The organism is Amycolatopsis sp. NPDC033938, from assembly GCF_055575975.1.
In genome coordinates, this window is the sequence record NZ_JBVIRO010000004.1 from 437,323 (window position 1) to 461,581 (window position 24,259).

General features: G+C 67.5%; 22 protein-coding genes and 1 tRNA gene. 13 read left to right on the plus strand and 10 right to left on the minus strand.

Annotated features, from left to right (window positions below):
• Nucleotides 1–72: 72 nt before the first annotated feature.
• Nucleotides 73–402 carry a hypothetical protein gene (locus tag ACZ5ZX_RS14925; RefSeq protein WP_465502531.1) on the minus strand — a complete coding sequence of 110 codons (330 nt, stop codon included), beginning with the start codon at nt 400–402 and terminating at the stop codon, nt 73–75.
• Nucleotides 403–510: 108 nt separating this feature from the next.
• On the opposite strand from ACZ5ZX_RS14925, the gene msrA reads away from it, so the two are divergent.
• Together msrA and ACZ5ZX_RS14935 are read left to right on the plus strand one after the other, a co-directional pair.
• The gene (gene msrA, locus ACZ5ZX_RS14930; RefSeq protein WP_037317611.1) at nt 511–1,005 is read left to right on the plus strand and encodes a peptide-methionine (S)-S-oxide reductase MsrA; all 495 of its coding nucleotides are present in this window, start codon (nt 511–513) and stop codon (nt 1,003–1,005) included.
• Complete coding sequence (locus ACZ5ZX_RS14935) at nt 984–1,469, plus strand: molybdenum cofactor biosysynthesis protein (protein ID WP_465502532.1); 486 nt, start codon at nt 984–986, stop codon at nt 1,467–1,469. The genes msrA and ACZ5ZX_RS14935 overlap by 22 nt, the downstream gene beginning before the upstream one ends.
• On the opposite strand, the gene ACZ5ZX_RS14940 is transcribed toward ACZ5ZX_RS14935, so the two are convergent.
• Genes ACZ5ZX_RS14940 through ACZ5ZX_RS14955 form a run of 4 tightly spaced genes read right to left on the minus strand, consistent with a single transcriptional unit; the run spans nt 1,425 to nt 9,446 of the window.
• Nucleotides 1,425–2,678 (minus strand): TIGR02679 family protein, encoded by a 1,254-nt coding sequence (locus ACZ5ZX_RS14940; protein ID WP_465502533.1) that lies wholly within the window; start codon nt 2,676–2,678, stop codon nt 1,425–1,427. The two genes, ACZ5ZX_RS14935 and ACZ5ZX_RS14940, sit on opposite strands and share 45 nt — an antisense overlap.
• Nucleotides 2,678–6,715, minus strand: a complete 4,038-nt coding sequence (locus ACZ5ZX_RS14945) for a TIGR02680 family protein (protein ID WP_465502534.1) — start codon at nt 6,713–6,715, stop codon at nt 2,678–2,680. The genes ACZ5ZX_RS14940 and ACZ5ZX_RS14945 overlap by 1 nt, the downstream gene beginning before the upstream one ends.
• Nucleotides 6,712–7,905 carry a TIGR02678 family protein gene (locus ACZ5ZX_RS14950; protein WP_465502535.1) on the minus strand — a complete coding sequence of 398 codons (1,194 nt, stop codon included), beginning with the start codon at nt 7,903–7,905 and terminating at the stop codon, nt 6,712–6,714. The genes ACZ5ZX_RS14945 and ACZ5ZX_RS14950 overlap by 4 nt, the downstream gene beginning before the upstream one ends.
• Nucleotides 7,902–9,446, minus strand: coding sequence for a TIGR02677 family protein (locus ACZ5ZX_RS14955; RefSeq protein WP_465502536.1), 1,545 nt, complete (start codon nt 9,444–9,446; stop codon nt 7,902–7,904). The genes ACZ5ZX_RS14950 and ACZ5ZX_RS14955 overlap by 4 nt, the downstream gene beginning before the upstream one ends.
• 209 nt (nt 9,447–9,655) lie before the next feature.
• On the opposite strand from ACZ5ZX_RS14955, the gene ACZ5ZX_RS14960 reads away from it, so the two are divergent.
• Nucleotides 9,656–10,369 carry a hypothetical protein gene (locus ACZ5ZX_RS14960; protein ID WP_465502537.1) on the plus strand — a complete coding sequence of 238 codons (714 nt, stop codon included), beginning with the start codon at nt 9,656–9,658 and terminating at the stop codon, nt 10,367–10,369.
• A 52-nt stretch (nt 10,370–10,421) separates the two neighbouring features.
• On the opposite strand, the gene ACZ5ZX_RS14965 is transcribed toward ACZ5ZX_RS14960, so the two are convergent.
• From ACZ5ZX_RS14965 to ACZ5ZX_RS14975, 3 genes are all read right to left on the minus strand, one after another.
• The gene (locus tag ACZ5ZX_RS14965) at nt 10,422–10,892 is read right to left on the minus strand and encodes a UPF0158 family protein (RefSeq protein ID WP_465502538.1); all 471 of its coding nucleotides are present in this window, start codon (nt 10,890–10,892) and stop codon (nt 10,422–10,424) included.
• Nucleotides 10,893–10,913: 21 nt separating this feature from the next.
• Nucleotides 10,914–12,170, minus strand: coding sequence for a plasmid pRiA4b ORF-3 family protein (locus ACZ5ZX_RS14970; RefSeq protein WP_465502539.1), 1,257 nt, complete (start codon nt 12,168–12,170; stop codon nt 10,914–10,916).
• 76 nt (nt 12,171–12,246) lie between these two features.
• Nucleotides 12,247–13,407, minus strand: coding sequence for a hypothetical protein (locus ACZ5ZX_RS14975; RefSeq protein WP_465502540.1), 1,161 nt, complete (start codon nt 13,405–13,407; stop codon nt 12,247–12,249).
• A 91-nt stretch (nt 13,408–13,498) separates the two neighbouring features.
• Between ACZ5ZX_RS14975 and ACZ5ZX_RS14980 the strand changes: the two genes are divergently transcribed.
• Nucleotides 13,499–14,725 carry a DUF6880 family protein gene (locus ACZ5ZX_RS14980; protein WP_465502541.1) on the plus strand — a complete coding sequence of 409 codons (1,227 nt, stop codon included), beginning with the start codon at nt 13,499–13,501 and terminating at the stop codon, nt 14,723–14,725.
• Between the two features lie 567 nt (nt 14,726–15,292).
• Here ACZ5ZX_RS14980 and ACZ5ZX_RS14985 read toward each other — a convergent pair.
• Nucleotides 15,293–15,365, minus strand: a tRNA-Arg gene (locus ACZ5ZX_RS14985).
• Between the two features lie 346 nt (nt 15,366–15,711).
• Here ACZ5ZX_RS14985 and ACZ5ZX_RS14990 point away from each other — a divergent pair.
• The 6 genes from ACZ5ZX_RS14990 to lspA all read left to right on the plus strand — a co-directional run bounded on the left by ACZ5ZX_RS14990 (nt 15,712) and on the right by lspA (nt 20,174).
• A complete protein-coding gene (locus ACZ5ZX_RS14990) occupies nt 15,712–16,365 on the plus strand; it encodes a response regulator (RefSeq protein WP_061984808.1) in 654 nt (217 codons plus the stop codon).
• Entirely contained in the window at nt 16,365–16,979 is a 615-nt protein-coding gene (locus ACZ5ZX_RS14995; RefSeq protein WP_465502542.1) for a trimeric intracellular cation channel family protein, read from the plus strand. The genes ACZ5ZX_RS14990 and ACZ5ZX_RS14995 overlap by 1 nt, the downstream gene beginning before the upstream one ends.
• Nucleotides 16,980–17,064: 85 nt before the next feature.
• Nucleotides 17,065–17,757 (plus strand): response regulator transcription factor, encoded by a 693-nt coding sequence (locus tag ACZ5ZX_RS15000; protein ID WP_061984811.1) that lies wholly within the window; start codon nt 17,065–17,067, stop codon nt 17,755–17,757.
• Nucleotides 17,754–19,178, plus strand: coding sequence for a HAMP domain-containing sensor histidine kinase (locus ACZ5ZX_RS15005; RefSeq protein ID WP_465502543.1), 1,425 nt, complete (start codon nt 17,754–17,756; stop codon nt 19,176–19,178). The genes ACZ5ZX_RS15000 and ACZ5ZX_RS15005 overlap by 4 nt, the downstream gene beginning before the upstream one ends.
• Nucleotides 19,178–19,678 (plus strand): carboxymuconolactone decarboxylase family protein, encoded by a 501-nt coding sequence (locus ACZ5ZX_RS15010; RefSeq protein WP_465502544.1) that lies wholly within the window; start codon nt 19,178–19,180, stop codon nt 19,676–19,678. Before ACZ5ZX_RS15005 ends, ACZ5ZX_RS15010 begins: the two co-directional genes overlap by 1 nt.
• Complete coding sequence (lspA, locus tag ACZ5ZX_RS15015; RefSeq protein ID WP_465502545.1) at nt 19,656–20,174, plus strand: signal peptidase II; 519 nt, start codon at nt 19,656–19,658, stop codon at nt 20,172–20,174. The genes ACZ5ZX_RS15010 and lspA overlap by 23 nt, the downstream gene beginning before the upstream one ends.
• Here lspA and ACZ5ZX_RS15020 read toward each other — a convergent pair.
• Nucleotides 20,152–20,535 (minus strand): VOC family protein, encoded by a 384-nt coding sequence (locus ACZ5ZX_RS15020; protein WP_465502546.1) that lies wholly within the window; start codon nt 20,533–20,535, stop codon nt 20,152–20,154. The genes lspA and ACZ5ZX_RS15020 overlap by 23 nt on opposite strands.
• 83 nt (nt 20,536–20,618) lie before the next feature.
• Between ACZ5ZX_RS15020 and ACZ5ZX_RS15025 the strand changes: the two genes are divergently transcribed.
• The 3 genes from ACZ5ZX_RS15025 to ACZ5ZX_RS15035 all read left to right on the plus strand — a co-directional run bounded on the left by ACZ5ZX_RS15025 (nt 20,619) and on the right by ACZ5ZX_RS15035 (nt 24,013).
• Nucleotides 20,619–21,419, plus strand: coding sequence for a DeoR/GlpR family DNA-binding transcription regulator (locus tag ACZ5ZX_RS15025; RefSeq protein WP_465502734.1), 801 nt, complete (start codon nt 20,619–20,621; stop codon nt 21,417–21,419).
• On the plus strand, nt 21,416–22,498 hold the full coding sequence (galT, locus tag ACZ5ZX_RS15030; protein WP_465502547.1) for a galactose-1-phosphate uridylyltransferase: 1,083 nt from the start codon (nt 21,416–21,418) through the stop codon (nt 22,496–22,498). The genes ACZ5ZX_RS15025 and galT overlap by 4 nt, the downstream gene beginning before the upstream one ends.
• Before the next feature lie 72 nt (nt 22,499–22,570).
• Nucleotides 22,571–24,013, plus strand: a complete 1,443-nt coding sequence (locus tag ACZ5ZX_RS15035; protein ID WP_465502548.1) for a S1C family serine protease — start codon at nt 22,571–22,573, stop codon at nt 24,011–24,013.
• The last annotated feature ends 246 nt before the right edge of the window (nt 24,014–24,259 follow it).

Genomic DNA, 24,259 nt, shown 5'->3' on the forward strand with positions numbered 1-24,259 from the left:
TGGTGCGTGGAGCTACACGTTAGGGGGTCACCCAGGCGAGTCCGAACGGCCCATCTTTTTCACGCTGCGTGCTCAGGTGGTGAACAGCTCGAGGTGCACGGTCGTGCCGTCGATCTTCACCTTGCGGTAGACATGGCGACCGTCGACGAGCCTGTCGTCCTCCTTGACGCCGGGGGCGAAGTTCGACGCCCTGAGCAGCTCGGGAACGTCCTCCGCCGGAAGAGTGAGGACCACCTGGTACCTCGTGTCGATACCCCTGTCGGACTTCGTCTCCAGCACCTTGCCGCTCGCGGGCATCGAGATCCCGCCGAACCGGAACGCCTCCTCGGGCGTCGGGGGCGCTTCAGTGCCGGTCGAACACGCTGTCAAAAGCAGGGCCAGTGCCGCGAGCAGGATCTTCACCTACCGTGAGACGCACCGCGGACGTAAGCGTTCCGTCACACTTGGACGGGGATGACAGGGACGGCCGGACGCGTTGTACTGGTTGTCAACGACCAGAGGAGATCAACAGTGACGGAAAAGGCTGTTCTCGCGGGCGGCTGCTTCTGGGGTATGCAGGACCTGTTCCGCCGGCACCCCGGAGTCGTCTCCACCAGGGTCGGCTACACCGGCGGCGACGTGCCGAACGCGACCTACCGCAACCACGGCTCGCACGCCGAAGGCATCGAGATCGTCTTCGACCCGGCGCAACTGTCGTATCGGCAGATCCTGGAGTTCTTCTTCCAGATCCACGACCCGACGACGCGTAACCGCCAGGGCAACGACATCGGCACCAGCTACCGCTCGGCGATCTTCTACACCGACGACACCCAGAAGCAGATCGCCGAACAGACGATCGCCGACGTCGACGCCTCCGGCAAATGGCCGGGCAAGGTCGTCACCGAGGTGACCCAGGCCGGCGACTTCTGGGAAGCCGAGCCCGAGCACCAGGACTACCTGGAGCGCATCCCGAACGGCTACACCTGCCACTACGTGCGGCCGGAATGGCAGCTGGGCGAGCGCTGATCGTCGCGCTGCACGTCTCATCCGTGCACGCTTACGAGGGCCGTCCTTCCGACGGCCCTCGTCCCGACCCTGCCCCGGCCTCGCGCGAGCACGTCGAGGTGCGCGCTGGGCTGGGGCTGGTGGGGGACCGGTACTTCGGCCACTCCGCCCATCGCGAAGCCGCGGTGACGCTGTTCTCGGCGTCCGTTCCTGGTGACCCGCTCTTGGCTCGGCGGAACATCGTGCTTTCGGGGTTCGACGTGGACGCTTTGCCTCGGGGCTCTGTTGTCACGTTGGACTCCGGCGATGGTCCGGTGCGGTTCGAGGTCCACCGGCCCGCTAATCCCTGCGCTTGGATGGACGTCGTGTACCCGGCTGGGACTTTCGCCGCTCTGCGCGGGCGCGGCGGCAAGCGATGCGTGCCGCTGGACGATGGCGTTCTACGGGTGGGGCCGGTGGAGATCTCGGTACGCGAGAGCGCGTAGGTCGTCCAACAATGCGGGGAGAACCAGCTCCTCTTCGACACGAGTCCGGCGTCGCTCAAGGGCCGGCCGTAGTTCCGGATCCCAGCTCGCGTCCACCGGCCTGCCTGCCAAGGGGCCACCGGCCGCGGTCGTCGCGGTGTACGTCGCGGCGTCGAATCGCCACGGTCGCCAGGCAATCCGGTCTCGCAGGGTGTTGCCGATCCGGACGCCGCCCCAGTCGAAGTCTCCGTGATACCTGAACCGGGCACCATCCGCCGCGAGGAGGTCGAGCAGGCGCCATACCGCGGCCGATGGCTGCCCGTTGACACAGACGAGGGGTGGGCAGCCGGGACCCAGTTCGTCGGCCGCGGAGGCGAGGACGATCGGGTTCTCGCAGACCGACACGATCCCGTCCCCGACGCCGAGGCTCGCGGTGTTCAACTGGCGCAGCGTCAAAACACACGGTTCGCCGGATTCCTTGGACAGCGCCAGGATCCGGCCGGTCACCGTGCCGGTACCGCCGGGCAGACCGAGGCACAACACCGAGGAGGACAGCTCGTCACGGTGTACGCCGGCGGCGGCCCAAGAGCGACGGCGTTCGCCCGCCGAGCCGTCTCCAGCGGGCGGGGTGCCGCGCAGGCATCTCGCCGCCGACAGGACGATCGTCGCCAAAGGGCGCCCGTCGTCCAAGCCGTGCGCGTCGCCAGTGGTTTCGGCCGCGAGCCGTCCCAGCGCGATGCCTTCCGCAGGTAACTCGGCGAGTACACGGATCGTCGTGGTGATCAACGCCGACGCGGTCTCCGGATCCGAGGCCAACCTCCGGACCATCCCGGTCGAGTCCAGCCATCCTCGCCACGCTGCCAGCTCCGGACGTCGCGCGACCAGTCCGTCCAGCGGCTCGAAAGCCGCCGCCCATGCGGCCGCCTCGGCGGTCCGGTCCGGCACGGTTCCGATCAGCAGCCGTGCCGCGTCGGCGAGCCCGCCCGGCGCCGAACCACTCCGACGGAGCACCGCGTCGACTTCGTCGAGAGAAACACTCAGGGAAGTACCGGTACCGGCCCTGCGACCGAGCAATCGCTCGACGGCCCTGCGCTGGTCCTGACTCGCCGAGCCGAGGGTGACGGTTCCGCTCAACGGTTTGCCGTTGCTCATCCGGCGGCGCAACCGGTCGAGCAGCCACGCCGTGTCCTCACCGCCCAAGAGCCTGCGGAGGCGATCAAGATCGGTCATCAGGCTGTCGGGACATAGGGGAGCGGTCGTTCCCGCTGGACACGCTCGCGGCCGTCCCACCGCCAAGGGGTCACCAGCACGGCGTCGATACCGTCGCGCCGCGCGAGGTGGGCGATGGCCAGACCGGGCACCTGCGGGTAGCAACCCCATTCGCGTTCGCTGGTCATCACGACGTCGAGATCGAACGCGGCGAGCAGGCCGAGACACTTGGCCCGGGAGTCGTCGTCGACACCGGCGAACGCTTCGTCGAGCGCGACAAGCCGAGGGGTGTGGGGATTGGCCGACGACGAGTAGAAGGAAGACGCCGCGGCGAAGAGCGGAACCGACGCGGCGAGCACCCGTTCACCGCCGGAGGCCGGCCCGGTCGCGGACCGCCATTGACCGTCCTGGTAGCGCTGGATCGCGAATTCGTGCCAGGACCGGTAATCCAACGCGCGGGTGAGCTGCTCGACCCAGCCGCCCGCCGCGTCTTCGGCGTGCTCGCGGTTGATCTGCTCCTGCAGGAACCCGCCGACCGCGGTCCGGTCCTCCACACTCCAGGCGTCGGCAGTCTGCCGTAACAACCGGTCTCGCACCCTGTCCAGTCCATCGGGCGCCGTTTTCGAGGTACGCCATTGCAGCCGCAGGCGCATTCCGGTGGACGTCGGCCGGGCATCCAGATCGAGGTTGATGGACCGGACCTGATCCTCTGCGTTGCCGATCAATTCTTGTAGCGTGCCCGCCACTTCGTTGATGAGGTGGTTCTCCAGGATCTCGCGTTCCTTCGCCGAAAGCAGGTTCGCTCGCTGCTCGTTCTCCACCTCCAAAGCGGCCACCAGCGTGGGGATGTCCTGGGTGCGACCTTGGAACAGCACGTCGACGACGATGATCCCGTCTCTTACGGTCATCCCGACCGAATGGCCGTGCCTGGACAGTGCGTCGGTCAGGAGCTTGTGTTCGGCCGACACGCGCTGCTGCACCAGCTCCCAAGGCCGGTCCGCGTCGTCCACGCCGTCCAGTGCGGCGTTGATGGACCGCGCGAGGGCGACAGCCGGATTGGGCGCCCACTCCTTGGCGGGATCCGGGAACTCCAATTCGGGAAGGGCCGTCGTCAACAGTCCGGTATTCGCGAAGGCCCGCAGCTCACCGATGGCTTGGTCACGTTCGGCCACGGCGGTCGAGATCGAATCGCGAAGCGTCTCGCGCCGCCCGTTGGCCGTACCCCGTTCTTCGCGCACGACTTGTTCGTCTTGTCGCACCTGCTTCTCGCGGGCGTCTCGCTCGTCGAGTTCCGCGCCGACCGCGGCCAGCTTCCGGTACAGCTCGTCGACTCCCGCGCCCGCGGTCTCGACGAGCACGCGGTGACGTTCCGCCATGACTTCGGCTTCGGCGCGGGCTTCGGCGGCCGCCTCCTGTGCGTCACCGTGGTGTTCGGCGGCGGCTCGCAGTTCGTGCTCGGCCTCGGCCGATGCCGCCAGCGCCCTGGCCAGTGCCCGCGCGGCAGGCCAAAGCCCGGCCAGGGCGACCCGGTAGTCGCCAACGGCTCTCTGTACTCGGGCCAGTTCCTCGAGGTCCGTCGGCAGACCGACATCACCGGCGAATTCGATGACCTTCCCGCGAGCATGCTCGGCCGCGTCGGCACATTCTTCGGAAACTGCGACGGCTTCGCTGAGGCGGACGTCGATCCGGCGTTTCGACTCATGCTCGCTGGAGAGCCTGACATGAGCGTCGCGGAGCTCGTTGTCTCGCGGTTGAGCCCGGTGCTCCGCGGTGAGGGTGGCTCGCCGGGCAGCCAGGCTGTCGAGCGCGTCCGCCACTTCGGCAAGGCGCCGATCCAGCCGGGCGACCTCTTCCCGCAGCCGCCGGACGCGTTCCCGGCGCGCGGCCTCACGCGCGCCCTCGCCCAGGTAACCGGCCGTGTCCTTGTGCCACGCCCCGCTCAGCACACCGACGGTGAACCTGCCGTCCACCGCGACCCAGGTGTCCGCACCCGGGCCGAGACCGATCGCGCGCAGAACCGATTCGACCACGTCGTCAGCCAACGCCGCGGCCTGTGGGTCGGCCCGGTCCACCGCAGGCGTGAGCACAGCGGTGAGGCCGCCGGACGGTGCGGGATCGCCGGGCTTGACGACCACGTCGCCGGTCAATGTGCTGTGCAGTTCACCGTCCGGGGTCACCCAAGCGTCCAGAACGCCCGCGGCCTCCAAAGCCGCTTCGAGTCCGGCTCGATGCTCCGCGTCGACGCCGGGGAGGAAGTCCACGACCTTCCACAAGGGAGCGCCTGGGCGACTGGCCCGTGCTTCTTCGTCACGGGTGTACGGCCTTGGCGGAGCGTCGTGTCCGCCCGCTTCGAGCCGTGCGATCTCCTCGATGTTCGCTTGCCGCTCGCTTCCCGCCGCTGCTCGCTCGGCGTCGAGGGCGGCTTGCTCGCGGCCTAGTTCGCCGGTCGCCCGGAGCACGGCTTCTTCCACGGCCGACGCCGCGGGGTTGGCACCGGTGAGCGTCTCGGTCCACGCGTCCAGCGAGTCGACCACTTCGTCCACATCGGACAGAGTGAGCTGCTTCGTGTTCGCCAGATAGGAGCGGTAAGAGGCGACGAGCTCGGCACCGCGTTCAGCGATACCTTCCTCGGCCGCCGTGATCCGTTCGGCGGCACCCTGCTGCTCGGCGGTGACCCGGTCCACGTTTTCGCGTGCCGAACGCAACGCGGCCTCGGCCTGTGCCGCGGCGTTGAGTAACCGTTGCAGCTGCTCGACAGCCTTGGTCTGCCGTTCGATCAGCGCCTGCCCGGCCCGCTCGTCTTCGTCGGCGATAACCGCGGCATGTCCCTCGGCCACGTACGCGGCCTCGGCGGCTTCTCGAGCGGTTTCCTTCGCCTGTTCCAAAATCACCGAGTCGGCTTCGGTCGTTCGTCGCGCTGTTTCGGCTTGCTCTTCACGGAGCCGGAGATTCTCGACGGCCGACGTCAGGTCGCGTTCGCGCGACGCGGCGAATCTGCTGAGCTTTTCGGCTTCTTCCCCCACCTGTTTCAGGGTCTCGGCATCCCGCATTTCCGGGCTGCTCCGCAGCGCGGCACGGCGTGCCTCCAACTGGGCTTTCGCCGTGGTCAGCTCATCGAGCCGTCGTTGTGCTTCTTCGAGTGCCTGCGTCGCCTTTTCGTAAGCGGCCTCGGCTTCCCCCAGCTCACGTCCGAGCTGTTCGTACCTGCTGTGGGTGTGGCGGACCGGCGCCGCCCGGCGTTTGGCCGCGATCCGGGAATAGCGCCGATAATGGGTGAGGAACTGTTCCGCCGCCGTCTTGGCTTCGGCGAGAGCTCGCAGGGTCTCCCGCTCCTCGTCCAGCCCTCGGAAAGCTTCCGCCACCGTGGCCACCAAGGCCGGGTCGAGCGGCGGGAGCGCCTCGGTGAGCGCTCGGGAGAGCAGTTTCTCGTCCGGTTTCTTCGACAACTGTGGTTGTCGTAGCTGGATAAGGAGATTGACGAGGGCTTCGTAGCGATGCGTTCCCAGTCCGAACAAGGCCTCGTCCACCGCCCGCCGGTATTCCGACGCGGTGTCGTACACCTGGCCATGCCCGTCGACGGCGTCCTTGAGCTTCTCCCTCGTCAACGCCACGCGGGTCGGGTTCACCAGGGAGAGATCCCGGCCGATGCGCTGGTCGGTGACGAAGAACCAGTGCCTGGCGATACCGCGGCCGGCGACGGCCTTCAGCCCGCAGCCGATCGTCCGGTATTCGGTGCCCCCATCGGGAAGAGCGCGGCCGAATTCCAGCCAGGTGTAGCCGAGGCGTTCGTTGTGCGGATGTTTCCCGCCGAGCAGCAGGTTCCATTCCATCCGTTTGTTGCGATCGCCGTCCGGCTCGACCCGGTGCGCCGACAATTCGCCGTCGAGCAGGAACGGCAGGGTGAGGGCGAGCACCTTGGATTTGCCGGTCCCGTTGTTGCCGCGCAACAGCAAGCGGCCGTCGTGGAAATGGAACTCTTCGAGGTCGTAGTAGAACAGGTCGACCAGTCCGGCGCGGAGCGGCTGCCAGCGGGCCCTGTCCGGGAGGGGCAAGGTCATTTCCGGGTCCTCCTCTCCCGAATGGTGGGCGCGTCGAGCCGATAACGGCCGATCGCGGGCAGTGCGCGCACCATCGGTGGCTCCCCAGTGGAATCCTCGACGAGCCTCAGCGCGCGCAGCTTGTGCAACGCGATGGCGAGAAGTTCCTCGTCCGCGCCTTCTTCGGTGACTCCGCGCCGCCAATAGGTGGCGTGCTCACGGGCGATCTTCCTGACATACGCCAGCACCCGTTCGATCGGCACCGGCTCGTTCCGTGCCGCGAGATACTCGGCGACGAGCAAAGTGACGTGACCGTCGGTGCGCTGCTCCGGCATGCGCACATCGGTCAATTCGTCGTCGGGGTCGACCATCGCGATGCCCTCCGCGCGGACTTCGGCGACCAGTCCGGTGGCGTCCTCGATCCGGCGCGTGATCGCGTGCCGCTGGCTGGTCAGGTACGCGCGTTCGTCTTCGGTCAATTCGTCGTAATAGACCACTGGATCGTCGAGCAGGCGGCGGGTGAGCCGGTGGCGTAAGGCTCGATTGCGCAAGTCGTCGGTGTCGGCGACGGGCTCGTGGGCGAGTTCTTCCAGCCTGGTTTCGAAATCGGCGGCGTTGATGGTCGAAGGGCCACGGCCACTGGTCAAGAGCGTGGCCAGCACCCGGCGTTGCACGTCGTACAGGACGTCTCCGTTGTCGCTCAGGTAGGCGTCTTCCTCGCCGGCGACGCGTTCGAGTACACCCCAGGTGAGCAGCAAGCGGACCGCGGCGACCAGATCCGAACGTTCGTCACGCCTGCTCAGCGTGAACGAGACGCCCGCGTCGACGAGTTCGGGTTCACTCGCCGCGGCGAGCACGCCTTCGGCGAGGCGGCCGAGGGTGATCTGCGCGTCGGCTCGCTCCAGGACTGCCAGTGCCAAGCAGAGCAGGACGTATCTGCGACGGCCGAACGGTGGTTTGCCTTTGCCGTCCGTCGCCGGATGGGTCCGGTCGGTCAAGGTCGGCGCGGTTTTGAACAGCCGCGCGGATTCGGCGCCGACCGTCAGCCGCCAGCCCGTCTCCGTGGCGAGCCAATCGCGCAGTTCCGCCGCGTGGCGTCGGACCAAGCGCAGTACTTCGTCGTCCGCTCCCGCTGTCAGCAACGGTTTGGCGAGCAGCGCGCGCAGAGCTTTTCGTTTCTGCGCGACGCTTTCGTCAACGGGTGCGGTCACGCGATCGCTTCCACTCGGCCGCGGCCGACCAGGTCGACGATCTCGATCAGATGTTCCGGCCCGCTCAACACGCCGTCCTCGGTGTCGATGCGCACCGTTCCGCCACCACGCACGAGGGCAAGCCGGATCTCCATCGTGCCGTCGCTCGTGGTCGTACGGACTTCGTGGTCGCCAGGGGCGCGGGCCGAGAGCGCGTCGCCGAGAAGACCGAGGAAAAGCCGGAAGGCCCGCGCGTCGAGCTCACCCAGAGCCGACAGCCGCGTCGGCCCCGGCGTGGCCAGCCGCGCACGCGCTTCGGCGACCTGCTCGGATTCCAAAGCCGCCTGTTCGGCGAGAACGCGCCGCTGCTCCGTGCGGTCCGCGACCCGGTTGGGCTGCCCGCGTCGCTCGTAAGATCCGGTTTTGCGCAGTTGCGGGCTGATGTGCACCCCGGGTGCCTCCCGCCACGCGGTACTCGGAGCAGGCTGCGCTTCTTCCCACCTGGCAACGGTTTCGTGGTCGGCAGTGAGGTGTCTCGCGGAGCTGAGCCCGAACGCCGTCCGCCACAGGCGATGCGCCGCGCCGTCGTCCGGGGCCTCGGCGAACCACCGCGCCAAGGTACGGAAGTCCGCCGAGCGATCGGAACGCCCAGACCGGCGTTCGTTGAGCGCGGCCACCGTGTCGATGAGCTGGGTGATCGCCGTGACGGCGGCGCCACGAAGCAGTCGCGCTTGTGACTGGCGGCGAGAATCGGCCGAGACGAACCAGTCGTGCAGCCCTCGCCAGCGATTTCGCCAAGTGTCATAACAGCTTTCGATGGCGGCGGCGTTCTCGTGATCGTCCGGCGCGACATCCGCCGCCTCACGCCGGGCAGCGACCATGAGCAGCTCTTCCACGCCGATTTCCTCGACCCGGCCGAGCAAAGTGGCGATCTCCGCACCCCGGTTGGCGAGGTCGGCGATGAACCGGTTCACATAGTCGATCAGCCGCTGCTTGTAGGCGACGAACGCCTCCACGTCCCCGTCGGCGAAGTCGATGACACGGCGTAGCGACGCCATGAACGCCTGCGCGTTGTCGGCCAAGCCGGTGAACCGCTCGGCGAGCGCGAGCAGCAGCAGATGGACCTTCGCCGGGTCGAGCTCTCGCGCGCCCGCCAGCTCCACGAGCGCCCGCAGTTGCGCCGCGATGTCCTCCAGCGCTACCGACTGCAACGACCCCCGGCGGCCCAGCGCCTGGTCATAGACGGCAAGTGCCTCTTCAGCGGCCTGGCCCGCCGCGGTGAGCTGGTAGAGATAGCGGGCGCGATGGAAGTCGGCGACACTGGTCACCCGGCTCGTATCCGGGTCGGCGCGCAGATTGCCCCAGTCGACGAGCTTGTCCAGCGCGTCCGCGACCTGCTCGATGTCGCCCGGCCTGCCCAGGTCCGTCGTGACGTCCTCGGGGCGCATATGCACGATGAACCGGTCCCGCGCCCGCGCGAACGTCGACAGGACGTCGCGATAGAGCGCCGCGTTCGGCGCGCTGAGGTGCGCGAACGGCTGGGGCTCCTGTCGGTCGGTCACGATCCCATTATGGGGAGGGCGCCGACAGTTCCGATGGCACCCCACCGGGCGCCTGGTCAGCACGCTTTTCGCGCGCGACCACCTGGCTGTTCACTCTTTCGGGGTAACTGCTTCAGGATAGCCAACCATCGGAAAGTGTCAGACGTGTCTGGTCCACTGGTCGCTCGATCGCGCAGGTGCTGGCGGCGCATGGGGAGAAGGGTTCGCGAATGGCGGAGGACACTGGGTGGCGGACGCTGCCCGACGGCCGAAGAATCAAGTTGCGGAACAAGGGTACCGGCGCGGCGGTAGCCGTCGCCGCCGCGATCGTGGTCGCCGGTGCGAGCGGTGGCCTAAGTGGTCTGGGAGGTGTCGGCGGCGGCTCTGGTGGTCAAGCCCTGGAGGGTAACTTGGCCGGCGATGTCGCCGATTCTCTTCCTGGCGGCTCGCTCAAGACGCGGAAGGCCGAGGCACAGAAGTCGGCGCAGCGGGGAAAGACGGATGAAGCCTTGAGCCGGTTCAAGCTCAAGCGGCTCAACCGCGGAACCGAGCACAAGATCGAGTGCGTCGCGTCCTCGAGCGGAAAAGTTCGGGAATTCCTGGTCCGTACACCTTGTACGTCGTTGGACCGGATGTTGATGGCTGTTGGTGATGGCCACGGCAACGCGGCCGTAATCTCGGTCGTACGTGTCGGTTTCCGCAGCAAGAAGCAGGCTTTGGCGTTCGAGAAGGTCGAGGCGGTCCATGGCAGCGGGGACATCCGGCCGTTGGAGATCGCCGCGGTGCTCGGCCTGGCCGACGTCCGCATCAGCGGCCTGCATTACTCCTCGCGTCCGGAGGGGTACGGGATGATCGTGGCGGAGACGGACACCGCGACCGGTCACGTGGACACCGCCACCCTGGAGGCACTCGTCGATGTCGCGGTCTACCTGCCGGTGAAGTAGCTGAGCTTGGGGCAGCAGCACGGAAACCGTCGAGTGGAACGCGGTCAGCCGGTCAGGGCAGGACTGGATCCGGGTGTTCGGAGAGGAACCGGTCAGCTTCGGCACGGTCGACGAGGGTCTTGTCGGCAAGCCACTCCACCGCACGACGGTTCGCCCGGTTGTCCCGGAACGCGTACCAAACCTGAATGAGTTCCGGATACTCCTCGTGCAATTCGTCCTTGAAATGGCGGAAGGCGCCCTTGCCTCGAATGGCCCGTTCAAGCCGGCGACTTGCGCGGTCGTCACTGATGCCTTCCGCGAAGTCCGCCATGTCCTCGTACCAGACATAGGACGGCAAGGGGTCGATCGCGATCAGGTCGACGTCGTCGAGGTCGACCGGATTCTCGCCGTCTATCCCGCCCTCGCGGGTCCAGTAACCCATCTCGCCTGTCCGCGGATCGACCAGGTGACAGTGCTCGTAGTCGGTCTGGTCCTGCAGTGCCATACCGATCTCATCGAGATCGAACTTGTCCAAGCCGAGCATACGGCCAGCGTAACCGCCGGATCACCGGCCGGGAGCGACATATTCGCTGGACGCCACGGCGGTGAGGCGCTGGTTGGCCTCGTCGACGGTGAAGCGCGCGGGGTCGAATTGGCCGGGGTCGTCGAGGCCGAGCCAACCGAGTAGGTCCTGGTGCTCCTTGTGGCCGGGATCGCCGAGGATCTGGATCAGCCGTGCGTAACCCCCGGTGCCTCCGACATCCTCCGGCGGGCACGCCGCTTGGCCCGCGACACATCGGGGATAACGCCCGTCGGACGTGGCGACCGTTGCCGCCTCGACCAGGATCTCGTGGTCCCAGCTGTCGCCGAAGTCGTAGTTGTACAAGAGACGGCCACCCGGCTTCACCAGGTCGTCCAGCCGCACTTTTCGTTCGTCACGGTATTGCAGCTCGGGTTCGGCCTGGCCGTAGTAGACCTCCCCATCGAGGAAGTGGTGCAGGTGGTAGTTCTCCCACCCCATCGCGGCCTGGATGACGACGTGCAGCCGGTCGAGCGGGATGGCCGCCGGAACCAGTACCCGCCGCCACACCGGGAGTTCCTCGATTTCCAGCAAGGTGATTTTCACCTGGTAGATCGGATCGCCGGCTTCCGGCAAGCCCAAGAGCCGTCGCATGCCCGACCGGCCGAGTTCGGTCAGCTCCGCGGATTCGTTCCGGAGGTCCGCCGCCCCTAACCGCTGCAGGGTCTTGAGCGTTCGCTTGGTGTCGTGGTCGGTCGTGATACGCAAGGTCTCGAGTTGGAGTTCGGTGAGATCATCCAGGATGTAAGGCGCGCTCACCACGTTCCAGACGGTCATGCACAAACTCGCGATATCGACGGCGCCGTCCGCGTTGTACAACATGGTCAATGCCGTACGGCTGCCGTCGGCGAACTCCGGACGCAGCAGCGACTCGCCGAATCCGGTGTGCAGGAATGCCTGGCCAAGCTGGTCGAACCCGGTGAACAGCGTGAGCCACAGCGCCTGCGGGTCACCGAGCAGAGCCTGGTTCTTCTTCACCGGCACCAGTCGCTGCCCCGTCTTGCGGACCAGGCGAGCCACCTTGGCGCACTCCACGACGAGCATTAGATCGAGCAGGTCCTCACTCGACCTGGTCCGGAACACGCGATCGCCGATGGCCGGGTCGATCACGTCATCGGTACCCAGCAAGGGCACCAGCGTCCGGGCATCAGTCAAAGTGAGACGACCGGTCTGGGTGAGCTTGCGGCCCGCGCCCACCCATTCGGTGAACGCGCGCACCTGCTCGACCAGTGGGGACTTCACCGAGAGATCCAATGCCTCACCTTTCCGGATTCGCCCGGGCAGCTTAGTGGTACCTGTTCACAGCTTCTCGGTGGCTTCAAATACCTGCCCGGTCAAGCCGGTCCATGAGACTGGGTTTGCGAGCATGCGTTCTACGTAGCGCGATGCTCCGTTCCTTGAACAAGTCACCGCGACCATCGCGTTCGGCAAGAGCGTGGAGATCGCCGAGCAGCGTTACGGCGGTGTCGTACTCACCAGGCTTTCGGGTGGCGATCATCGCATCGACGCGTGACCACGCGGCTTCCTCGTCGAGAGCCAGCTCGTCCAGACGCCGTTCGCGGGCGACGGCACGTGCCTGCTCGCGGTGCTCTTCCTTCTCGGCGAGCCGGGCGGCTTCACGCCGTCGCCGGTCGGCCCGCAACCGTGCCGCGTTGTCGAGGAGGTCGGCGACGGTTCGCCGTGGTGGAGCGGTGATGGGCTCGCTGTGTTCGTCACGGAACCGGCGAAGCAGCTCCATCCTCACGGTCACGCCGTGCTCTTCGACGATCCGTGACAAGATCGCGTCTTTCTCACCGAGTGGCAGGTTCGTCACCCAGGCCGCGAACTGGCCGAGGTCAACCGAGGTATCGGCGAGGGGCGGGCTCGTCTCGGCCGCGCTCGCGAGCAGGTCGTCGTCGACCCGGAGGAAGTCGGCGAGCGCTCGTTGAGGCGCGGTGAGCGTGGACAGGCCGGGTGGCACGGGCGGCTCGAGGTCGTTGTCCGCGTCGGGCTCGAAGGCGTACTCGTCTCGTTCCCAGACACCGTAACCAGCCAACCAGGCGAGATAGAGGGGGCGGAGATCGCCCGCCGCCAGTTCGGCGCGGACTCCGACGAATGCGGTCAGCCTTGCCTCGGCCTCGTAGGTGAATTCGTCGGATTCGTCCTCGCTCGTCAGATCCAGCACCAGGAACTCGTCCGTCGTACGGGCCGACAGATAGGGGTCGACGCAGTAGTCCTGGACCGCCTCGGCATCCAGGAGGCGACGAGGCAGGCGGAGCATGAGCCGGTGTGTTCCCCAGTTGGCCACGTACACATGCGCGTCGTAGTACTGCTCCATCAACCGGTTCGGGTCGCCGTGGAAGTCACCCCAGTGATACTCGTTGACGAAGCTGGTGGCGGTGATCCTCGCGCGGGTGGACAGGGAACGGACAGCAGCCTGCTGACGTTCGTCGAGCGGCCGATCGATCGCGAGGAATTCGTAGTACTGGTACTCGCTCATCGCCTTCCTCACCGTCCACGTTCGTTGTCGTCGACGCGCCAGGGTAGCCACCTCCGAGGCGGGTCTGACGCGGCGATATTGAATGACGTTCATGGCGAGCGCGGAAGTCGAGCGGATACGGCGGTTGATCGATGGGCTCCGGCGGGATCGCCGGACGCATCCGTATCACGGTCGACGCGAGTACGCCCAGCTCGCGATGGAGGTTGCCGCCGCGTGTGAGAAGTTGATCGAAACCGAGCCTGCGGCGGTGCCTGCTCTCGCGCGGCGCGCGGTCGACCTGGTGACGGCAGTGCTGATGTACATGCACGACTCGTCCGCCTACCTCCACACGCTGATGGGTGTACACGCGAGGGCCTGCTCGGCGGCTCCGCCCGATCCGAAGCGGCTGGCGGCGTGGCTGGCGAAGTTGCGACTCGATGGACCCGGCTGGCCGGACTTCGAACTGCGTGACTACGCGGAAGCGCTGGGCGATAAGGGCCGTGCTGAACTGGCCCGCCTGGTAGAAGACCGTGCCAGGACCGCTGAGCCGGAACCGCACGGCAAGGCGCCATTCGGTGTCCGCGTCCTGCGTGAGCAACTGGCTGAGCTCTCGGGCGACGTCGACCACTACATCACGGTGCTGGCCGAAGAACTCCATGCCCCACCTCAGTACCGCAAGATCGTCGAAGCGCTGCGAAACGCCGGGCGTCCCGCTGATGCCGAGAACTGGGCGCTACGTGGACTTGCGACCGACAACTCGATCGGCAAAGACAAGCTCCGCGATGTCTATGTGGACCTGCTGCTCGAACGCGACGCGATCGACGAAGCGGTCGCCATTCGGTGGCGGCTGTTCGACCAGCACCCCACCCAAGCTCACTACGCCGACCTGCGCCGCACTGCCGAACGCACCGGCGACTGGCTGGACTTGCGAGACAAGACGATCGAGCGGATACGCGAGGCCGGCGCCGCACAGCCCGGTTTTGTCGACCAGCTCATCGGCGTGCTCATCGAGGAAAACGACCTGGACGAAGCGTGGCAAGCGGCTGTCACTCATGCCGACGCTCTGTCCGAGTCACGCTGGCAACAGCTCGTCGAGCTACGTCAACCCACCCACCCGGGGGACGTCATCGGGCCATGGCAATGGCTCATCCAGCAGCGACTGGACGCCAGCACCGACAAGTACCGGTACGGCAAGGCCATCAAAATGCTCTGGAAGCTCCGTGACGCCTATCGGGCCGCGGACGACGAGAGCGGTTTCGGAACCTACCTGGATGGCTTGCGAGAGCAGCACAAGCGTAAGACGTCATTCATCGCGAAGCTCGATAGCGCCGGTTTGTGACAGGCCCGCGAGTGAGCAGAGCCTTGTAGGTGTTCTTGATCAACGCGCCGAAATGCAGTTCGTCCGCCGTTCGGACCTCGGAGTCCTTGGAGTTCTCGCGTACCGGACGCCACCGACCGTGGACTGTCCTGCCTGGAACAGGAGTGGCGTCCGTCGTGGCGATGGTTCGCACAGATTGACGGATGACCCGGTACTTCACGACCACGTTCCAGGCCCCCCGCCCTTTCGGCAGATGGTCCAATGTGGACATCCTTCGAGCGAAGGCGTAGGGCAGTTCCTGCAGGATGTTCTCGGTGAAGGCGAACCCGAGGCATTTCCCTCGTAGACGGTGGCGTCATGCGATCCTCAGCGCGTCGAACCGGCCTCGTTCGAGTAGCTGGGCTAGATCGATCCGCATCCCGAGGATCGGTGTACTCCAGCTGACGGCTGTCCGATGGGGTGCGAGCGGCAAGGGAATATTTCGTATGTGTGAAAGCCCTCGGCCCGCCCAGTCCCCGCGGCGAGCCTAATGCGGATCATCCCGCGGTGTGTCCCGGCAAATGGTTGATCTCGGCGAAGTCGATGAAGTGCCCCCGGCAGGATTCGAACCTGCGACACCCGCTTTAGGAGAGCGGTGCTCTATCCCCTGAGCTACGAGGGCATGTACTGCCACGCGCAGCTTACCGGGTCACCGCCCCCAGGCGAACACGAGGGCTCAGTCACACGGAGCACCCGAACGGCGGTAGCGCTCAGCCGAGTACCGCAACGAGGCCGGTGAGCAGGCCGAACCTGGACACTGGCCGTCTAGTGACACCCGACCTGCGGATCGGTCGACGAGCAGCCACACTCTCCACCAGCAAAACAGGGACTGAATCGAGCCCTAGATCGACACAGATGACCCGCAGGGGTCACTCGTACGTGTCTGGTTTCGAAACCCTGAACAACAGTAGGTAATCTTCGTTAACGGGACGCGGTACCCACGCTCCCCCGGCTGCCGGAGGGCTTAGTTGATCAAGCTCATGTTCGCCGACGACGAGGAACTGGTCCGTTCGGGCCTGCGTGCCATGATGTCCGGCGCTGCCGACATCGAGATCGTGGGCGAGGCGAGCGACGGGAGATCAGCGGTCGAGGTCGCCCGGCGGTACCACCCTGACGTCGCGCTGCTCGACATCAAGATGCGGTCCCCTGACGACGGCATCCGCGCGCTCCGGGCCATTCTCGCGTTGCCGGATCCGCCGACCGTGGCCATGTTGACCACGTTCGACATCGACGACTACGTCAGTCTCGCGCTCCGGCTCGGGGCCAACGGCTTCCTGCTGAAGGACATCGACCCGGCGGCTCTCCTCCGGGCAGTGAGGGACCTCGCTAGGGGCGGCGCGGTGCTCGACCCTGGTGTCGCGGCGCGCATGGTCCAGTCGCATCGGGACGAGCAGCGGGCCGCGCAGCCGGCGCGCAAGCTGCTCGCGTCGTTGTCCGATCGGGAGCGTGAGGTGGTCGGCCTGATCGGGCAAGGACTGTCCAACGCGGAGATCGGCGGGCGGCTTCACCTGTCCGAGGCCACGGTCAAGGGTTACGTCTCGGCCGTCCTGTCCAAGATCGGCGCGGCGAACCGGGTACAGGCCGCGCTGCTGGCCTATCGCGGTGGCCTGCTCGACCAGTAATGATCCTCACCGCGCTCGAGTTCCTCGGCTTGATCGCGTTCGCGGCTTCGGGTGCGCTCGCGGCGGTGCGGTCCAGGTTGGACGTCTTCGGAGTGGTCGTCGTGGGGCTCACGACGGCCCTCGGCGGCGGGATCATCCGTGACGTCCTGCTCGGGATCACGCCGCCCACCACCCTGCGGACGTGGCCGTACCTCGCGGTCTGTGGTGGGACGGCGCTGGTCGTGTTCGTTTTCCATCCGCAGATCGCGAAGCTGCGGCGTGGCGTGCTCCTCGCCGACGCGCTGGGGCTCGGGGTGTTCGCGACGGCGGGTACCACGATCGCGTTGAACGCGGGTGCCACTCCCTACGCGGCGTGCCTGATCGGGATGACGACGGGTATCGGTGGTGGTGCGGTGCGTGATCTTCTGCTGCGCGAAATCCCGCTCGTGCTGCGGAAGGAGATCTACGCGGTCGCGGCGCTCGCGGGGGCCGTGCTGGTCGTGATCGGTCACGCTCTGCAACTGCCGCCGGGGCCGGTGACGGCCATAGCAGCCGCGGCCGTCGTGGGGGTCCGGATGCTCGCTTTGTGGCGTAGATGGAACGCACCTGTTGCGAAAGGGCCCGAGACCGGCTGAAACGTCTTGCGGAGTGCCGGATTTCCTTTGTTTGTTCTGTGTGTGTTCTTAGGCGAGTCTCAGCACGCTGCGTAAGACTGTCGTCATGCGCATCCTCGTAGTGGACGACGACAGGGCCGTCCGTGAATCACTCAGGCGATCCCTTGAGTTCAACGGGTACCAGGTCGAACTGGCCGGGGACGGCGCGCAGGCCCTGGAAGCGATCATCGCCAACAGACCCGACGCGATGGTCCTCGACGTGATGATGCCGCGGCTCGACGGCCTGGAGGTCGCCCGCCGGTTGCGCAGCACCGGTGACGACCTGCCGATTCTCGTGCTGACGGCACGGGACACCGTCTCCGACCGGGTGTCCGGTCTCGACGCCGGGGCCGACGATTACCTGCCGAAGCCCTTCGCGCTCGAAGAGCTTCTCGCTCGCCTTCGCGCGCTGTTGCGCCGGGCGATCCCGGATCCGCAGGCCGGGCAGAACGCCGAGCTCCTGTCGTTCGCGGACCTCACCTTGGACCCCGGGACGCGTGAGGTGCGCCGGGCCGGCCGGGAGATCAGTCTCACGAGGACCGAATTCGCGCTGCTGGAGCTGTTCCTCTCCTACCCGAAACACGTCCTGACTCGCAGCCGGATCCTGGAGGAAGTATGGGGATACGACTTCCCGACGTCGGGCAACGCGCTGGAGGTCTACGTCGGCTATTTGCGCCGAAAGACCGAGGCTGGGAACGAACCGAGGCTGATCCACACGGTCAGGGGAGTGGGGTACGTGCTGAGGGAAACCCCGCCGTGACAGACCCGGCCCAGGTCGCCGACGGGTCCGAAAAGGATCCGCGCGGCGACCGCTGGGGCACGCGGCGCTTCTCGCTCCGCGGCCGGGTGACGCTGCTCGCGGCCGCTTCGGTGGCGGGCGCGGTGGCCTTGGTGTCACTGGGCGCGTATCTCGTCGTGAAGGACAACCTCTACCAGCAGGTCGACGACAACCTGCTCGCCCGCGCGCAGGCCGCCGTCGACTCGCCGCAGGTGCAGACCGAGTTGCAGCAGGTGCCCGGCGCCTTCCTGGCCAGCGCGGACCTGCAGATCGGCCAGCTGACGGTCGGCGAGAAGATCCGGCTGACCTATCCGCAGTCCGGAAGCCGCCCGCCCTACGGCGCGGACGAGATCGCGGTCGCTTCGGGGACTTCGCCGTTCTCGCTGCGCACCGACCCGAAGACCGACAGCCGGGTCGTCGCCCTCCCGCAGGGCGCCGGCCAGGCGATGGTGCTCGCCCAGTCGCTCGGCCCGACCAAGCGCACCCTGAACGAACTCTCCGTGGTCCTCTTCCTGATCGGCGGCGCCGGGATCCTGGTCGCCGCGGCGGCGGGGACGGCCGTCGCGAGAGCGGGCCTGCGGCCGGTCGACAGGCTGACGTCGGCGGCGGAACGCGTCGCCACCACGGGTGACCTGCGGCCGATCCCGGTGAGCGGAGACGATGAACTCGCCCGCCTCACCCAGAGTTTCAACACGATGCTCGGCACGGTCGCCGAATCGCAGGAACGGCAACGACAGCTCGTCGCCGACGCCGGCCACGAGCTCCGGACCCCGCTGACGTCGCTCCGCACGAACCTGGAACTCCTGTTGTCCGCGAGCAGGCCGGGGGCGCGCACGCTGTCCGATGAGGACCGCAGCGACATCGAGGCCGACATCCGCGGCCAGCTCGACGAGCTGACCCAGCTGATCGGCGACCTCGTCGAGCTCGCGCGCCAGGACGAGCCGCGGATCGAGCACGAGCGGGTCGAGATGGTCGACGTCGTCGAGCGCGCGCTCGACCGGGCGCGCCGCCGCGCCGGTGAGATCGAATTCGACGTTTCGCTGCAGCCGTGGGTGCTGACCGGCGACACCAGCGCGCTGGAACGCGCGGTGCTGAACCTGCTGGACAACGCGGTCAAGTTCTCACCGGAGGGCTCGACGGTCGGCGTCCGGCTGTACCCGGTCGGCGACGGCACCGCGGTGCTCGAGGTCGAGGACTCCGGACCGGGGATCGCCGACGAGGACCTGCCGAAGGTGTTCGACCGCTTCTACCGCTCGTCCGAGGCGCGGACGCTGCCCGGTTCGGGGCTCGGCCTCGCCATCGTGCAGCACGCCGCGCAGCGGCACGGCGGCGACGTCTACGCGGGACGCGCTCCCGCGGGCGGTGCGCTGATGACCCTGCGAATCCCGGGAGCCCCTGCCTGATGGGTGATTACGACAAGGGACTGGAACTGCTGCGCCTTCTCGGCGGCGTCGAGGACCCCGCCGTGCTGGAGCTCTTCGAAAGCGTCGGTGCGACGGACTTCGGCGCGGAGGCCGTCGCTTTCGTCTACGGCGGCGTCTACCAGCGTCCGGGGCTTTCGCTCGCGCAGCGGCAGCTGGTGACGGTCGCGGCGCTGGAAGCCTTGGGGTACGCGGAGGCGCAACTCCGGTTCCATCGGACCGCCGTGGTGAACGTCGGTGGTGACCTTGACTCCGGCGACGAAACGACCCGGCGGCTCAAGCGGATCGCGGTGTACACGGCGAAGGGCGGGGTGGCGCCGGAGCTCGCCGACGTCCTTCGTGAAGCAAAGGACGCGGGGGAGTTCGGGGCGGCCGTCGAGGCGATCCTGCATCTCGCGGTCTACGTGGGTTTCCCCGCCGCGCTCAACGCGTTGGGCGCCGCCCGTACTCTAACGAGTGATGAGCACCGAGAACGCGCCTGAGCTGCCGCCCCGCCGTCTGCTGTGGACACTGCTGGTGGCCGCGGTGCTGCTGGCGGCCGATCAGCTGACCAAATGGTGGGCCGTCGACGCCCTCACCGATCGTGCGCCGATCCCGGTGATCGGCGACTTCATCCGCTTCCGGCTGCTCTACAACCCGGGCGCGGCGTTCTCGCTGGGCGCCGATTCCACCTGGGTCTTCGCGATCCTGGCCGCCGCGGCGGTGATCGCGCTGCTGTGGATTGCGCGCAGGGTCCGCTCGGCGGGCTGGGCGATCTCGCTCGGGCTGCTGCTCGGCGGCGCGACGACGCATCTGGGAGACCGGCTGTTCCGTGAGCCGGGCTTCGCACGCGGTCACGTCGTCGACTTCATCGACTACAACGGCTGGTTCGTCGGGAACGTCGCGGACATCGCGCTGTTCTTCGGCGCGGTTTCGCTGTTCGTGCTCAGCTTCCGCAACGTCCCGATCGACGGCGTCAAGCAGACGGCGTCGGAGTAACCAGACAGAACTCGTTTCCTTCAGGATCGGCGAGAACGACAAGCCCGTCTTCGGGACGGGCGAGCACCTTCGCGCCCAGTGCCACGAGCCGTTCGACGTCGTCGCCGGTCACGTCCAGGTGCACGCGGTTCTTGGCGACCTTCCCCTCCGGGACCAGGTTGAAGAACAGCCGTGGTCCCGATGAGGCTTCCACGAGCACCGAAGGATCGTCTTCCGGGCCGGAGAATCCCAGTGAGCGGAGCCGCTCAAGCTCCTCTTCGTCATAGGGTGCGACTTCGTAGCCGTCGAGCACCGCCGCCCAGAAGCGGGCGAGCGAAGCCGGATGGTGGCAGTCGAAGACGACGTCGCGAAGCACGGCCATGTCTCCATGCTGACAGGACGGTTCGGCTCGTCGCGCGATGTTTATTCGTGTAGGATTTTGTGTAGTTGATCCAGGGAGGATTCGTGCTCGCGCGGCAACGACAGGCGGTGATCCTCGAAGAGGCGCGCCGGACCGGGGCGGTCCGGGTCAGCGACCTCGTCACGAGGCTCGGCGTCTCCGACATGACGGTGCGCCGCGACCTCGACGTGCTCGCCGGCCGTGGCCTGGTCGAAAAGGTATACGGCGGCGCCACCTCCATTGTCGGCAAAAGCACCGACGAGCCCGGTTTCGAGGCCAAATCCGTCCGTCAGCGCGTGCAGAAGGAAGCGATCGCCGCCGTCGCGGCCGGGCTGGTCCGGCCGGGCACCGCGATCGGCATCTCCGCGGGCACCACCACCTGGACGCTGGCCAGGGCACTCGACGGGATCCCGGGGCTGACGATCGTCACGAACTCCATCCAGGTCGCCGACGTACTGCGCGGCGAGAGCCAGCCGGAGCGCACGGTGGTCCTCACCGGCGGTGTCCGCACCCCGTCGGACGCGCTGGTCGGGCCGGTCGCGGTGCAGAGCCTGCGCTCGCTGCACCTGGACGTCGTCTTCCTCGGGGTGCACGGGATGGCCGACGGCCCCGGTTTCACCACCCCGAACCTCACCGAATCCGAGACCGACCGCGCCCTGGTCGAAGCGGGCCGCAAACTGGTCGTGCTCGCCGACCACACCAAATGGGGCATCGTCGGGATCTCCACCATCGCCGGGCTCGAAGAGGCCGACGTCGTCGTCTCGGACGACGGTTTGTCCGACAAGGCAAGGGAAACGCTCACCGAACAGGCAGGTGAGCTGATGATCGCCGAAACGGCGGAGACGGCTGAGGCTGAAGAAGCGTGAAACGCACGGTAAGGCACCTGGCCGACGGCCGGGAAATCATCTATTTCGACTCTCCCGGCGCGCCGGAGCGCACCGCCGAGGACACCCGTGATCTGCCGCGGGTCGCGGCGGCGTCGGAGATCCGGCGCGATCCGCTGACCGGCGAGTGGGTGGCGATGGCCGCGCACCGGCAGACGCGGATCTACAAACCGCCGGCCGACCTGTGCCCGTTGTGCCCCACGAAACCCGGGAAGCCCAGCGAGATCCCGGAGCCGGACTACGACGTCGCGGTGTTCGAGAACCGCTTTCCCTCCTTCGCCCGCAACGTCATCGGTGACTCGTCCACAGTGGATGGTGCCGGGCTGGTGCCCGTCGCGCCGGGGGTCGGCCGCTGCGAGGTCGTCTGCTTCACCAGCGATCACGACGGTTCTTTCGCCGGGCTGACGGCCAAACAGGTCCGCGCGGTCGTCGACGCCTGGGCCGACCGCACCGCCGAACTGTCCGCGATGGACGGAATCGAACAGGTCTTCCCGTTCGAGAACCGCGGTGAAGAGATCGGCGTGACGCTGCACCATCCGCACGGCCAGATCTACGGCTACCCGTTCGTCACGCCGAAGACCGAGCGGATGCTGGAAGTCGCCCGCGCGTACGAGGCCGAGCACGGCCGTCCGGTGCTGGGCGATGTGCTGGCCGCCGAGCGGGAATCCGGCATCCGGGTCGTGGTCGCGGGGAAGCACTGGACGGCGTTCGTGCCGCCCGCCGCCCGCTGGCCGGTGCAGGTCCAGATCGTGCCGCATCGCCAGGTGCCCGACATCCCCGCGCTGTCGGACGCGGAGCGTGACGAGTTCGCCGACGTCTACCTCGAGGTCCTTCGCCGTTGTGACGGGCTCTACGACCGTCCGCTGCCCTACATCGCGGCCTGGCACCAGGCGCCCGCCAAACGCGATCGCGAACTCGGCTGGCTGTACCTGGAGGTGTTCTCGGTGCTGAGGTCGAAGGACAAGCTGAAGTACCTGGCCGGTTCGGAGTCCGGGATGGCCGTGTGGATCAACGACGCCACCCCCGAGCAGATCGCCGAGAGGCTGCGCGCCACCCACTGATGAGGCCATACTCATGAGCGACGCACAGCTTTGGCTCAGGAACCTCTCAGGACCATCCCGCAAGGTAGAGACATGACCGAGAACGATCCCAGCGGCCAGAACGCCGAGCAGGCGCGGCCCGCCGGCGCTCAGCCGGACGCGGAACAGAGCGCGAGCTGGGCGGCTCAGCCCGCTCCTTCGCAGCCTGACGCGACCGGCCTCGGCGGCCATGCCGCACCCCAAGGTGGACAGGCCTACCCCACGGAACAGCAGTACAACCCGTGGTCGCCCCAGGCGCAGCAGACCCAGACGCAGCAGACGGCGACCTCCGAGCACCAGGCGCAGGGCACCTACACCCAGGGACAGCAGCTTCCGGGGCAGCAGGCGCACTATGGGCAGCACGCCCAGCCGGGTCCGTCGGTCTACGCGGTCCCGCAGCAGCGACAGGCGTCGAAATCCACTTCGGGCAAGCTGCTCGCCGGTGTCGCGGCGATCGCGCTGGTCGTCGGCGGGGTCGCGGGCGGCACCGTCGGCTACCTGACCGGCGACGCCTCCGGCGGCAACTCCGTGAACGCGCTCGACGCGCCGAAGCCCGCCCAGCAGACGGGCAACGTGCCGGCGGGATCGGTCGAGTCGGTGGCGCAGAAACTGTCGCCGAGCGTGGTCGAGCTGCAGGTTTCCGGCCGGTCCGGGGCGGGCGAGGGCTCCGGCTTCGTGCTCAGCACCGACGGCTACGTGCTGACCAACAACCACGTCGTCGAAGTCGCCGTGGGTGGCGGGCAGATCCAGGCGGTGTTCCAGGACGGCAAGAAGGGTACGGCGACCATCGTCGGCCGCGACCCCACGACGGATATCGCCGTGGTGAAGGTCAGCGGCGTCAGCGGCCTGACCCCGGTGGAGCTCGGCCGGTCCGACGACCTGCGGGTCGGGCAGCCGGTGGTCGCCATCGGTTCGCCGTTCGAACTGGCCGGCACGGTCACTTCGGGCATCGTCAGCGCGCTGAACCGGCCCGTGAGCGCCGGTGGCAACGGTGACCAGACCACGGTGATGTCGGCGGTGCAGACCGACGCGGCGATCAACCCCGGCAACTCCGGCGGCCCGCTCGCGAACATGTCCGGCCAGGTCATCGGGATCAACTCGGCGATCTACAGCCCGAAGTCCGCGCAGAGCCAAGGCGGCGAGAGCGGCGGCAACGTCGGCATCGGCTTCGCCATCCCGATCGACCAGGCGCGCCGCACGGCCGACGACATCATCAACACCGGCCAGGCGACGCAGACCTTCATCGGCGCGCGGGTGCAGACGGTGCCGACAGGCGGAGCGCAGCTCGGTGAGATCTCGCCGGGCAGCCCCGCGGAGAAGGCGGGCCTCAAATCCGGCGACGTCGTGACGAAGCTGGACGACCGGCCGATCCCCAACGCGGACGCGCTCGTCGCCGCGATCCGCACGCGGGCGCCGAACGACAAGGTCAAGTTCACGCTCAGCGGTGACAGGGTGGTCGAGGTGACCCTCGGCGGCCAGCCGGTCACCCCGAACTAGGTTCCCCCTATCGCTCGGCCGCAGTGCGCGGCCGAGACCAAACCCCGGCTCGAACCCCCAGCGGGCCGGAACCAAGAGGCCACGTGTGACCGGCTGCCAATCCCGGTCACACGTGGCCCTTTTTTATTGAGGGGCAGGGGCAGGGGCAGGTGGCGCGTCGGTACAGGTGGTCGTGAGTGGCGATTCGGGTTCTAACCCGAATCGCCACTCACGACCAACCCGGCCCCGGGCACCCCCAGCCAAAGG